Source organism: Bacillus sp. FSL M8-0350 (assembly GCF_038593345.1).
GTDB classification, from domain to species: Bacteria; Bacillota; Bacilli; order Bacillales; family Bacillaceae; genus Bacillus; species Bacillus safensis.
This window is the reverse complement of record NZ_CP151985.1, coordinates 1,261,371-1,274,513: the sequence shown is the minus strand read 5'-3', so window position 1 is coordinate 1,274,513 and position 13,143 is coordinate 1,261,371. Positions and strand designations below refer to the sequence as shown.

The following is a 13,143-nucleotide window of genomic DNA, read 5'->3' as shown; positions in this document are numbered from 1 at the left end:
GGATGCGGAACGACTTTTATTAAACACTATTCTTTTAGGTTTGTCTAAACTTTTTGCTTTAGTCTTATGTGAGAGATTTTCTTTCGGAAATGTTTCAACCATGGCTAGAAGAAGGAATAATAGAACTATGAATGAACAAGGAGGCCATTTGATGGATTCTATGAGAGCAGAGCAATTATACAAAATGCCGCAATGCATGAGTGAATACGACGATTTAAAAAAAGTTCTTTTATGCAGTCCTATTTATATGGAAATCAAACAAATTATTAACGAAACCCAGAAACATTTTGCGAAAGAAAATATTTCTCAAATGAAAGCAGTCGCTCAGCATAAGCAATTGATCCAAACGCTTAAAGATCATCAAGTTCGGCCCATCCTACTCCCTGCGAATGACCGCTTCCCTGAGCAAGTCTTCACGCGGGATATTGGGTTTACGATTGGACATACACTGTTTGTTTCAAAGATGGCCGCTCCGGTTCGGCAAGGGGAAGAACAATATCTAAAAGAATGGGCACAGGCAAAAGGGTGGTCAGCTGTTACCTTGACAGACGGAACGATTGAAGGCGGCGATGTGCTTGTGGATCAGAAGCGTGTGTTTGTTGGCACGAGCAAAAGAACTAGTTCAGCCGCTATCTACCAGCTAAAAAAGGAACTGCCGGATCATGACATCATTCCGATTCACCTTCCTCCTCACATTTTGCATCTTGATTGTGTGATGAATATTCTGTCTCATGACGAGATAATCATTTATCCTGACGCGTTCAAGCAAAAGGATCTCCAGCTGCTCAAAACGTATTATGATTTGATTGAAATCAGCGAACAAGAGCAATTCACACTTGGACCAAATGTTTTATCCATCGGGCAGAAAAAAGTGATCAGCTTGCCCAGCAACCAAGAAACAAATGCTTTATTAACCGCTCACGGGTACACCGTTATTAAAGTGGACTTTTCGGAAATTATTAAATCCGGCGGCTCTTTCAGATGCTGTACATTGCCTATTCGGCGTTCATCCACTAAAAATGCCAGCATGTAGAACAGTTTGTCTACTTGCTGGCTTTTTATCGGGCTTGTCCTATTTTCTATTGTATAAATGACAGGCGACTTCATGTCCTTCTTCCACCGCTTGTAATGTCGGCTTTTTTTCAGCACACACATCCATCGCGGCAGGACATCGTGTTCGAAATACACAGCCGCTTGGCGGGTTCACTGGACTTGGAATTTCTCCTTTTAAAATAAACCTTTTGCGCTTGTCCTCTACGTCAGGATCTGGAATGGGGATGGCAGACAGCAAGGCTTGTGTATATGGGTGAAGCGGTGTTTGATATAATGCATCACTCGTCGTCAATTCGACGAGATGACCTAAATACATGACACCGATCCGGTCACTAATATATTTCACCATGGACAAGTCATGTGCAATAAAAAGAAAAGTTAATCCTTCCTCTTTTTGCAGTTTTTTCAGCAGGTTCACGACCTGCGCTTGGACGGAGACGTCTAGTGCAGAAATCGGCTCATCTGCCACAATAAATTTTGGCGCTAAGGCAAGTGCTCTTGCAATGCCGATTCTCTGCCTCTGTCCCCCGCTAAATTCGTGCGGATAACGGGTGGCAAAATCATAGCTTAATCCTACCGCTTCAAGCAGTTCTTTCACGCGGGCAATCCTTTTCTTTTGACTGCCATAAAGCTGATGAATCTCCATTGGCTCCAGCATAATATCTTTTACTGACAGTCTTGGATTTAACGAGGAATACGGATCTTGAAAGACCATTTGCATTTGCCGGTTGAAATCAAATGATTCTTTTTTAGAAAGGTGGTGAAGACTTTTCCCTTCATATAAGGCTTCACCATCTGTAGGTTCATAAAGACGCATGAGCACTTTTCCAAGTGTGGATTTGCCGCAGCCAGACTCACCAACGAGACCAAAGGTTTCACCTTGTTTCAGCTGAAAAGAGACACCATCCAGCGCTTTTAAGGTTCTCCCTTTCGATAGATGAAAATGTTTTTTAAGGTTGTTTACTTGTAAGAGTGGTTCAACTGTCATGATCGCTCCTCCTCTCGCTTGGTAAATACCGCCTTGCACCTGCCCATTCCTTTTCATATGAAGTGCCAGAAAGGGAGAGAAGCTCTATTTGTCTGCCGGTTTTAGGCGAATGAAGCATCATCCCGTCCCCAGCGTAGATCCCTACATGACGGACCGCTCCCTTTCCGTTTTCATTTGCAAAAAACAGCAAGTCGCCTTGTTCTAAATGGCTTGATGTAACCGGCGTTCCTTGAACTGCTTGGTCACTTGCATCTCTCGGCAAAAGATATCCGCACGCTTTGTACATGCTGTAAGCAAAGCCTGAACAATCATAGCCAAAGCTGCTCATGCCTCCCCATAAATACGAAAGGCCTATAAATTGTTTTCCTGCGTCTACGACATCTTTGCCGGTCATAGAGAAAGCATGTGAGCCTGGGCGTACATCCGCTTTGTTGATTTCTCTTATTCCTACTGGGGTGACAACATGAAATTGATCATCTGTTTCTTCGGCTGCTGCCAGCTCTGTTAAAAAACTAATCTCCATATCTGGTTCCCCGTTTTGATATAACATGGCTTTTTTCTGACAAACGATAAGAGATGCAGCTGACGCACTTCCCTCTGTTACTTGTTTTAATTGCTCAGCAGGTATATAGCCTGGATAGCCTTGCGGATGTTTCCGGCTGGCCTGCTGTGGTATGACGACTTTCATCCAGCCAGCTGTCTCTTCTAATCCAATCACTCGTCCGCCGAGCAGTACTTGAGATTGAATCAAATTTTCTTCACATAAAGCCAGCTTTTCTTCATATGTTTGCTGGTCAATCCATTCTTTGATGTTGATGGAGTCCTGAAGCACCTTTCGATCGATTTCTCGGGGAGACTGCGGCGCTGTCCAAACGTTAGCGACTGGAACCTTTGATTCGTATATCATCATGAGACTCCTTTCACCCCTTGAATGCCTAACCCATGATGCAGCGGTAAAAATATATCTTTTCCTTTGTACACGATTCCTCCGTCTATCATGTCCTCTTTCAGCATAAGCGGGGCATCAAAATCGCAGCGGGTGATATTCGGCTGGCTTGCGGCGAAATGTGCCGCTGCTGTAATGCCAAGCTTTGACTCAATCATACTGCCAACCATGCACTGAACACCGTATGCTTCGGCAAGGGCATTGATTTTTAATGCTTCTTTTATGCCGCCTGATTTCATTAATTTTAAATTGATCAGATCACAGCTTCTCATTTCAAGCACCTTGATTGCATCATGAAAACTGAAAATGCTTTCGTCTGCCATGATCAATGTTTCAGTTGCTTCCGTCACACGGCGCAGGCCTTTGATATCTTCTTTCGGCACTGGCTGTTCTACTAATTCAATATTCAGCGCTTCCATTTTTCGAATAGCTGTGATCGCTTCCTTCCATGTCCAGCCCTGATTGGCGTCGAGCCTGATCTGAATATCCGGTCCGACTTTTTCTCGAATCCGTTTGATCCGCTGAATGTCCGTGTGTATATCATCTTTTCCTACTTTGATCTTTAACGTCTGAAAACCTTCAGCTGCGTATTGCTTCGCATCTTCTGCCATCTCAAGCGGCCGGTTTACACTGACCGTATAGTCGGTTTCGAGCTGATGACGATATCCGCCAAGGTATTGATAAAGCGGAAGTCCTGCCTGTTTTGCTAAGCCATCATAAATGGCCATATCGATTGCAGCTTTTGCGCTTGTGTTGCTTGCGAGCACGCGGTTCATAGCAGAAAAGATTTGTTCATACTCTGCCAAGGAAGCCCCGAGCAAAATGGGTCTGATCACTTCACAGATGGCATAGTCGATGCTTTCCAGCGTTTCTCCTGTAATCACCGATGTGGGAACTGCCTCTCCGTAGCTGACATCACCTTGATCATATGTGATGATAACGATCAGAGATGCTGCGTCATACACCGTTCTTAAAGCGGTTTTGAAAGGCTTTTTTAGCGGTACACTCGTTCTGCATGTACGAACATCGACAATTTTCATTTGATCGCCTCTTTCGCTGCAACGCCTGGAGAAATATGCAGTTTTTTCCCTGCGGCATCTAGTGCAGCCTGCACGCCCATCGGAAAGGCAAAGTTCGGTGATGAATGACCGATCCGAAAGCCGCCAAGTGCGGGTTTCTTTTGCGGCACAATATAGGTTTCCCACAGCTGTTCCAAGGTTAAGGACTGGTCTTTCTTTTTTGGTTCACATTGATGAAAATCTCCAATGATGAATCCAGCCGCATCATCCAATTTTCCAGCAGAGGTGAGGTGCTGCATCATACGATCGATTTTATAAGGCTCTTCGTCAATATCTTCAATGAACAACAGCTTTCCCTTCGTATCAATTTCAAAAGGTGTACCAAGTGTTGTCACGATGAGAGCAAGGTTCCCTCCTATGATGTCACCTGAAACGGTGCCGGGGTAGAAGGTATGAAGAGGTGACAAGTGATGCGTATACGTAAAGGCCTTCGGCGTGAACAGCTGCAAAAAGGTATCCTTCGTATACGGATGGACCTCTTCAAGCCCCACATCAGAGGAAAGCATTGGACCATGAAAGGTCACAAGACCGGTCTGCTGCTGGATGGCCGTATGTAAAAACGTAATGTCACTATAACCCCAAAAGATTTTTGGATTCCGGCGAATGAGGTCATAATCAATGACTTCCGCAAGTCTTCCAGTTCCGTACCCTCCGCAGGCACAAATAACTGCTTTGACTTCTGGATCTTGAAACATGCCATGAAGATCTTCCACTCTTTCATGATCACGCCCTGCTAAATACCCGTACCGGGAATCGAGATACTTCCCTTTTTTCACCTTTAGCCCAAGGCTCTCTAAAAAGGCAATCCCTTTTGCTAATTTCAATTCATCAGGCGGACTTGCTGGTGCGATAATCCCCACCGTATCCCCTGTTTGAAGCGCCGCTGGCAGCTGGTTCATGCCAATCCCCTCTTTCTCTTTATTTCTTACAATCTATGGGCATTTTCTCCATAACATGAACAAATAAAGGAACAGACGCTTTGTTCAAAGCGTCCCATATTGTTGACAAAGGGCTAAAATGATCTTTATTTTAGCCCTTTGACTTCTATTCAGCGTGACCTGAAAACCTTTGCAGCCCTAGGAAGGGCGAGCATCGGAGCGGAGCGAATTTGACATTCATGAGCACCGAAGCGCAGGACTGACAAAGAATGCGAGGGTTTGTCCGCGTGCTGAGACGCTTTTGTTCAAAACGTCCGTGTCCCTCATTCCCTTCAATTACTCTCCATCTACTTGTGCCCATTTCAAATCGATATACCCAACAGGGTGGCGGACAATTCCCTTCACGCCCTCTTTTTGCAAATGAACTTGGTTATAAAAATGAATTGGAATGATCGGTGCTTCTTCAATGAGAAGTGCCTCTGCCTCATGAAGGATGCTGTTTCTTTTTTGTTCATCTGCTTCCTTTCTCGCCTTTTTCATCAGCTGATCATAGGTGTCGTTTGACCATCCAGTCCGGTTCATCGCATTCCCTGTTTGAAAGCTCTCTAGGAAATTAATCGGATCTGCATAGTCTGCTAAAAATGAACTTTGCGAGAATTGGAATTTCAGTGCCTTTTGATCTTCTGCAAATACATTGGCTTCCATGTTTGCAAGCTTCACGTCCACACCCAGCGCTTCTTTTAATTGCTGCTGGATGGCTTCAGCTTTTTTCTTATTCTCAGGCTTTGTACTATATGTCAATGTGACGGGCGGCAGCTTTGAATAGTTCTCTTCTTTCAGCCCTTTTTCTAATAGTTTTGCAGCTTCACTCGTATCTTGTTTGACAAGATCACCGCCAGCTTCTCTGAAATCCTCACCCTTTGAATCTAAAATCCCCGGTGAAACGAAGGCGCGGGCTGGCTTCTCTTTATTTTTCGTGACATAATCCACGATATCTTGCGGATTGATCGCCATTTGAAAGGCTTTGCGAATGTTCTTATTTTGAAAAGGTTCCATGTTCACATTCAGACGATAAAAGAACAGTCCAGCCTGATCTTCAATTTGTACATCTTTATTTTTCAGCAAATTTTCACTTTGTTCTGCTGGGACGAAGGCAGTATCTAAATCTCCCGATTGATACATTTGATAATCAGTGTTTCGATCGCTGATCATCAGCCACTTTACCTGATCCAGCTTGACTGATTTTTTGTCCCAATACGTCTCACTTTTTTCCATAGTGAAGCTCTCATCATGCTTCCATTCTGTCAGCTGAAACGGTCCATTCCCAACAAAGGTTTTGGCATCCTTTGCCCAGTTTGGATCCTTCTCTGCTACCTTCTCATTGACAGGGAAAAAGGCAGGGTTTGCGGTCATATTTAAGAACGATTTCTGCGGGTATGCCAGTGTGACCTTTAGCGTTTTGTCATTTTCAGCACTGACTTTTACATCCTCTTTCTTTCCTTTTCCGCTGTTAAATGCCTCTCCGCCTTCAATCATGTAAGCTAAGAACGATGCAGAAGAGCCTGTTTTCGGATCAAGCAGACGCTTCCACGCATATTCAAAGTCACTCGCTTTCACTGGATCACCGTTCGACCACTTGATGCCGTCTCTTAAATGAAATGTGTACGTTTTTCCATCCTCTGAAATTTCCCATTTTTCCGCCATTGCAGGAGATGGTTCGTGCTTTTCATTCAGTCTTGTTAATCCCTCCATTAAGTTATTCAGACCTTGCCACGATACATTATTAAAACCAATCGGCGGGTCAAATGACGTCGGTTCGTTTTCGTTATTTAAGGTTAATACTTTCTTTTCATCCTTGTTGCTTGATGATCCTTTACCTGCTTGCTCATTGGCTGTACATCCAGCGAGCAACATGATGATAAACAAACAAATACTGATGATCCACCCTTTTTTCCTCATCAAAAACTCCCCCTTTGTGTTGAAGATAACATCGCTTGGTTCGCTCGCTCATCCTGGAGCCAGCAATGCACTGTATGAGTAGGTGACCGCTGCGTTTCGTGCGGCATGATATGATCGCACACTTTCATGGCAGCCGGGCAGCGATCGGTATACGGACAGCCCTTTGGCGGTGCAAATAAATCAGGCGGGCTTCCTTCAATCGGAATCAGTTCATCTTTCATATCAAGTCTTGGAACGGATTGCAGGAGTCCTTTTGTATAAGGATGCTGAGGACTGTAAAAAATATCATGCCTTGTTCCGGTTTCAACCATTTTCCCTCCGTACATGACTGCTACCCGGTCGGCAACTTGGGCTACGACTCCTAAGTCGTGTGTGATTAAGATAATGGTAACCCCTGTTTTCCTCTGAATCTCTTTAAACAGTTCTAAAATTTGTGCCTGTATGGTCACATCCAGCGCGGTCGTCGGTTCATCTGCGATCAGCACCTTTGGCTCACAAATCAGTGCCATGGCAATCATGAGCCGCTGCCTCATTCCCCCGCTGAATTGGTGCGGGTATTGCTTTAATCTCTCCTTCGGCTGCGGAATACCAACCAAATCAAGCATCTGTATGGCAGCTTCTTTCACTTCTTTTTTCGTCAGCTTTTGATGCTCCTTCGCCGCCTCCATCAGCTGATCCCCTATTGTCAAGGTAGGGTTCAGTGCCGTCATCGGATCTTGGAAGATCATCGAAATATCGACACCTCGTATGGCGCGCATTTCTTTTTCAGATAATGACAGCAAGTTGCGGTCTTGAAACCAGATTTCTCCCTGATCGACATGCGCGCTGTATGCAGGCAGAAGCCTCATAATGCTTTGTGATGTCACACTTTTCCCGCAGCCTGATTCTCCCACAATGGCTAAGGTTTCTTTTTCATATACATCGACATTCACTCCGCGTACTGCTTGAACTGAACCGCCGTATGTCCGAAAGCTGACGTGCAGATCGATGATTTGTAGAACTTTTTTCAAAGCGCCATCACCTCTTCATCTTTGGATCAAGCGCATCTTGCAAGCCATCACCTAAATTGTTAAAGCAAAACATCGTGAGTGAAATAAAAAATGCCGGAAAAAATAAACGCCACCAATGTCCATTGTCTGACAGCACAGTCGGCAAAGCATCATTGGCCATCACGCCCCAGCTTGCAAACGGTGCTTGAATACCTAAACCGAGAAAGCTTAGGAACGCTTCAGCAAATATCGCAGTCGGCACAGTCAGGGTCATTTGGACGATAATCGGCCCCATCGTATTCGGCAGCAGGTTGCGGCGAATGATCCGCAGGCTTTTGGCACCAAAGGTCTTTGAGGCAAGGACATATTCCTGGCTTTTCAGCTGAAGAACCTGACCTCTCACAATTCTTGCCATTCCAATCCATCCGGTGACAGTGAGCGCTACAATAATGGTGACAAGCCCTGGTCCCATGAGCACCATCAATAAAATGACGACAAGTAAATAAGGAAGTCCGTAGAGCACCTCGACAATCCGCATCATGACATGGTCATAGCGTCCGCCTTTATAACCGGCTATGCCCCCATAAATCACACCGATGGCAAAATCAATCAAGGCTGCCATGACACCCACAAATAACGAAATGCGTGCTCCGTACCAAGTGCGTGTGAACACATCTCGTCCAAGCTCATCTGTTCCAAACCAGTGAGCAGCCGAGGGCGGCAGATTTTGCATCGAAAGACGCTGCTCTGTCACACTATTTGGTGCAAGCAATGGACCTAAGACTGCCATGACAAAAAGAAAAATCAGAACCGATAGACTAAACATTGCAAGCTTATTTTGCTTCAGCCGCCTCCATGTATCAGCCCAGTAGGAAAGAGAGGGTCTTTTAATGGCATGGGCTTCTGTTTTCTTTTGCTCTCGTGGAGAAAACCATTCGTCCGGCACTTCAGGATGCCTGTTCGGTGGATCATGCTGAAGGTGTATACTCATGCCTTTCCTCCTTTCTGATGCAGCTGAATCCTTGGATCAAGGAGACGATACGCCACATCGACAATGAAGAGAAGTGTGATTAAAATAATGCTGTAAAAAACAGTGGTTCCCATGATGACAGGATAATCACGGTTGTTTATGCTCTCGACAAAGTATTTTCCCATTCCAGGAATGGCAAATATTTTTTCAATGACAAAACTTCCTGTTAAAATACTTGCGACAAGTGTTCCAAGAATGGTTACAACGGGTAAAAGTGCATTCCGAAGCGCATGTTTAAATACAATTTTAAAGGGAGAAAGTCCTTTTGCTTTGGCCGTACGGATATAGTCTTGCGACAGCACTTCAATCATGCTCGACCTCGTTAACCTGGCGATAATGGCCATTGGGCCAACAGCAAGGGCGATTGTAGGCAGCACCATATGCATTGGACTTGTCCACATCGCTGTAGGAAAGAGCTTCAAATTGACAGCAAGCTGCTGAATTAATAAGGTAGCAAAGATAAAGTTTGGAATGGATATACCGAATACAGCAATCGTCATGGCGATGTAATCAATCAAACCATTATGCCGGAGGGCAGCCATAACCCCTAGCAGGATGCCAGAGATGACAGCAATCAATATTGAGATAAGACCAAGTTCTAATGAGACTGGGAAGCCTCTCGCCAATAGATCATTGACACTTTCAGAAGGCTTTTTAATGGAAGGACCAAAATCAAAGGTAACAATGGATTTTAAATAAATGACATATTGAACATAGAGTGGTTCGTCTAAGTGATAGTAGCTTTCGAGGTTTCGCTGGACGGTTTCGTTTGTATTTCGTTCTTCATTGAAAGGCGATCCTGGGATGACCTTCATTAAAATAAACGTTAAAGTCGTAATCGTTAAGATCGTAGCGATCATCGCAATAAAACGCTTGAGCAAAAAGCTGGCCATCTGCTGTCTCCCCCTCGCTTAACAAAATGTTGTACGTGCGGCAAGCTCTGTCATGACAAGCATTGCTTGATAGGCTTCTAATATATTGTCTGCCTGGTACGTCACCGTCGTTGTTCCTTCTATGATGGCAGTACCGGGCATTAAATTCGCCCATTCAGCTTGTCCATAATTGGCAAACTCAATCTTAAGCAGCGGCTGATCAGGAGGCGTCAGCGGCTTCATTTGATCAATCTGTTTCATCGCGGCTTCCACTTGCTGCGAGATTTGTTGATTGACTTTGGCTGGAGGTAAGCATTTCACAGCAGATCTTGAGATGGTCTCTTTCACTGCCACTGTTTTCACACCAGGCATCAGCTTTTCTGCCTCAAGTGCTGCTTGATCATCCCCGCAAACAAGAATCACCGGCACACCATAGTAGCCTGCAACATACGCATTAAAGCCCATTTCACCAATTGGATGATCATTTATGTAAAAATGTCTGACCCCAAAAATCATACTGTGTGACATTACACCTTTCATTGATGCCCTTGCATGATAACCTAAGAAAACAGCTGCATCATAGGTTTGATCCAATCCTTGCACCATTGAATAAGGCTTTACGTCACCTGATATGAGAACTGCCTCTTCATGCAGTTCTTCGATCAAAAGATTATTCATTTTAGAATGACTGTCATTCACCAAAATGTCGGTGGCACCATGCTGAAGAAGCGCTTCTACACAAGCATTCACTTCACCTGTCATAATGCGTCTGCCCCGCTCATAGTTATGCTGGCGCGAATCAACAAATGTATGATCAGCTAGACCAGTAATCCCCTCCATATCGACAGATACATAGAGCTTCATTCCCATCCCCCTTTAATTAAACATAAAATTTGTGTATATTTTTCTAAATTTTCTAAAAAATTATATGAGAACTTGATTGATTTTTCAATACAATGTCTGAAAATAAGGAATTTAGACTTAGATAATACAGGTCAAAAAGCTTTATCAGAAAGGATTTTTTTAACAAATAAAACACCACTAACTATGTCTTTAGTGGTGTTTATCCGCTTCGTTGATCTGCGATTTCAGCTGTTCATATTTCTTCATGGTTTGTGTAAATAAATCATCAAACATTTGAGGTGCCTGCTGTTGAATGACCTCTGCACCTTCTCCTGTAATTCCCCCTTTTGTCGCCACTCTGTCGACAGTTTCAGCAAAGGTTAGGCCTCGTTCTACGAGGACCTGGCCAGTTCCTAAAAGGGCATACGTTAAAAATTCATTCGCTTCCTCTAAGGAAAGATCACTATTTCTCACAGCCGCTTTTGCCATTTCTTCAAAAAGAGCAGCGATAAAACCAGGAGATGAGCTTGTCAAATTGCTCGCCGCATCAAACCGGTCTTCCTCTACTTCCCTGACGATGCTAAAAGCTGAAAGCAGCCGGTGCAAACGCTCCTTGTCCTCACGTCCTGCGGCTGCACCATGCGCAACAAGAGATACGCCTGTCCCAACAGCTGACGTGAGCGTTGGGATGTATCTGGATACTGGCTGCGCTGTATGCGCCTGTAACTTTTCTAATGTCACAGCTGCTGCTACTGACACAATATGTACCGCTCTCCCTTTAGAAGGCAGCTGATCCAGAACATTTAGTACAGCAAGCGGCGGCACGCAGACAAACAATATATCACATGACGCAGAAAGTTCGTCTAATGAACAAATGTTGATTTCTTGGTGCTTTTCTTTGAGCTGATGAAGGCGCTCCGTTTCACTTCTTGTATGGATCATGATTTGATGAGCATTCAGCACCCCATTTTCCAGCCACTTTTGCACCATCATATCAGCCATACTTCCATATCCAATGATTCCAATTGTCTCCACAGTTTAATCTCCTCTATCTTGCTTAGATTCACTACTTATTTTAACAATTTCCCACAATGTTTTCATTTTTATCCCACACTTTTTTCATACGATAAAGTCAGTCCCCACCACATACGGTAAAACACCCAAACACATACATGAAAAAATCATTGAAAGAGAGTGATTGAAATGACACAGCACAAAGATGACAAACAAATAATTGAACAACCTCAAAAACAGAAAAAACCAAACGGCTGGTTTAAGCCATTTGTCAGCGGGGTTGTAGGCGGTACATTAGCGTTAGGTGTCTACGTTCTTACGCCATATGCTCAGCATTCATCAGACAGCACCGCAAATGATTCGGCAGCGAAAACTGAAGCAGTATCGACAAATCACACGAATTCGTCAAAAACAACAGCCGTCCAAACATCAAATTCATCAAGCAGCATCTCCAGCATGGTCGAAAATGTATCACCAGCTATTGTCGGCATTACAAACTACCAAGCGCAAACTCAAACAGACACGAGCTTTGGCGATTTCAGTACGCCTTTCGATGAATCACAGCAAAACAAAAGCAGTCAAGAGGAAGAAACCGGTACAGGCTCAGGAGTCATTTTCAAAAAATCAGGCAATAAAGCCTATGTCTTAACAAACAACCACGTCATTGAAGGCGCAAATAAACTAACCGTATCCTTACACGATGGCAAAACCATTGAAGGAAAACTCGTTGGAGCTGATCCACTCACTGACTTAGCCGTTGTGGAAATTAGCAGCAGTCATGTGACAAAGGTTGCGGCATTAGGCAATTCCTCCTCACTGCGTGCTGGGGAAACCGTCATTGCGATCGGAAACCCGCTTGGTGAAGATCTTTCAAGAACGGTGACACAAGGAATTGTCAGCGGCGTCGACCGAACAGTCTCTATGAACACATCAGCAGGCGAAAGCAGCATTAATGTCATTCAAACAGATGCAGCTATTAATCCTGGTAACAGCGGCGGTCCGCTTCTGACGACAGACGGAAAGGTTGTGGGGATCACGAGTATGAAAATCTCTGAAACAGGTGTTGAAGGCATTGGGTTCGCACTGCCAATCAATGATGTCAAACCAATCGCTGATCAGCTTCTCACAAAAGGAAAAATTGAACGTCCATATATCGGCATCAGCATGCTGGATCTCGAACAAGTTCCAGATGTGTATCAAAAAGAAACTCTCGGACTTAAAAGCAGTCAGCTCAATCAAGGCGTGTATGTCAAAGATATCGCCGCAGGTTCACCTGCCGCCAAAGCTGGCTTAAAGTCAGAGGATGTCATTACCGGCATCAATGGGAAACAAATCAAAACTGGCAGCGAATTACGTCATGAGCTATACACGAATGCAAAAGTAGGAGACACCGTGAGCATCACCCTCATTCGAAACGGAAAACAAGAAACAAAGCAGGTCACATTAACACAATCTGAATCTAAGCAGGTCAGTTCCTAATGAAAAAGCAGCT

12 protein-coding genes are annotated in these 13,143 nt (G+C 44.3%); 2 read left to right on the top strand and 10 right to left on the bottom strand.

The annotated features are described in order from the left end of the window. The first annotated feature begins 151 nt into the window (after positions 1-151). The gene (locus tag NSS80_RS06460) at positions 152-1,033 is read left to right on the top strand and encodes a dimethylarginine dimethylaminohydrolase family protein (protein WP_317222080.1); all 882 of its coding nucleotides are present in this window, start codon (positions 152-154) and stop codon (positions 1,031-1,033) included. 39 nt (positions 1,034-1,072) lie between these two features. Here the strand turns inward: NSS80_RS06460 and NSS80_RS06455 are convergent, their stop codons facing one another. The 10 genes from NSS80_RS06455 to proG form a co-directional block, all read right to left on the bottom strand. Beyond that, positions 1,073-2,041 (bottom strand): oligopeptide/dipeptide ABC transporter ATP-binding protein, encoded by a 969-nt coding sequence (locus NSS80_RS06455; protein ID WP_041116397.1) that lies wholly within the window; start codon positions 2,039-2,041, stop codon positions 1,073-1,075. Continuing rightward, positions 2,031-2,948, bottom strand: coding sequence for a C40 family peptidase (locus NSS80_RS06450; protein WP_041116395.1), 918 nt, complete (start codon positions 2,946-2,948; stop codon positions 2,031-2,033). Before NSS80_RS06450 ends, NSS80_RS06455 begins: the two co-directional genes overlap by 11 nt. Beyond that, positions 2,948-4,027, bottom strand: coding sequence for a dipeptide epimerase (locus tag NSS80_RS06445; protein WP_041116392.1), 1,080 nt, complete (start codon positions 4,025-4,027; stop codon positions 2,948-2,950). The genes NSS80_RS06450 and NSS80_RS06445 overlap by 1 nt, the downstream gene beginning before the upstream one ends. Then, positions 4,024-4,965 carry an LD-carboxypeptidase gene (locus NSS80_RS06440; protein WP_041116390.1) on the bottom strand — a complete coding sequence of 314 codons (942 nt, stop codon included), beginning with the start codon at positions 4,963-4,965 and terminating at the stop codon, positions 4,024-4,026. The genes NSS80_RS06445 and NSS80_RS06440 overlap by 4 nt, the downstream gene beginning before the upstream one ends. Positions 4,966-5,280: 315 nt before the next feature. Further along, on the bottom strand, positions 5,281-6,903 hold the full coding sequence (locus NSS80_RS06435) for a peptide ABC transporter substrate-binding protein (protein ID WP_041116388.1): 1,623 nt from the start codon (positions 6,901-6,903) through the stop codon (positions 5,281-5,283). Beyond that, on the bottom strand, positions 6,903-7,913 hold the full coding sequence (locus NSS80_RS06430) for an ABC transporter ATP-binding protein (protein ID WP_041116386.1): 1,011 nt from the start codon (positions 7,911-7,913) through the stop codon (positions 6,903-6,905). The genes NSS80_RS06435 and NSS80_RS06430 overlap by 1 nt, the downstream gene beginning before the upstream one ends. A 7-nt stretch (positions 7,914-7,920) precedes the next feature. Next, positions 7,921-8,883: an ABC transporter permease gene (locus tag NSS80_RS06425; RefSeq protein WP_024424622.1), complete on the bottom strand. Its 963-nt coding sequence runs from the start codon at positions 8,881-8,883 to the stop codon at positions 7,921-7,923. Next, positions 8,880-9,815 (bottom strand): ABC transporter permease, encoded by a 936-nt coding sequence (locus tag NSS80_RS06420; protein ID WP_041116384.1) that lies wholly within the window; start codon positions 9,813-9,815, stop codon positions 8,880-8,882. Before NSS80_RS06420 ends, NSS80_RS06425 begins: the two co-directional genes overlap by 4 nt. 18 nt (positions 9,816-9,833) lie before the next feature. Further along, entirely contained in the window at positions 9,834-10,658 is an 825-nt protein-coding gene (locus NSS80_RS06415) for a M55 family metallopeptidase (protein ID WP_041116382.1), read from the bottom strand. A 189-nt stretch (positions 10,659-10,847) separates the two neighbouring features. After that, the gene (proG, locus tag NSS80_RS06410) at positions 10,848-11,672 is read right to left on the bottom strand and encodes a pyrroline-5-carboxylate reductase ProG (RefSeq protein WP_317222081.1); all 825 of its coding nucleotides are present in this window, start codon (positions 11,670-11,672) and stop codon (positions 10,848-10,850) included. A 168-nt stretch (positions 11,673-11,840) separates the two neighbouring features. On the opposite strand from proG, the gene NSS80_RS06405 reads away from it, so the two are divergent. Continuing rightward, positions 11,841-13,130, top strand: a complete 1,290-nt coding sequence (locus NSS80_RS06405) for a trypsin-like peptidase domain-containing protein (RefSeq protein ID WP_317222082.1) — start codon at positions 11,841-11,843, stop codon at positions 13,128-13,130. Positions 13,131-13,143: the final 13 nt, after the last annotated feature.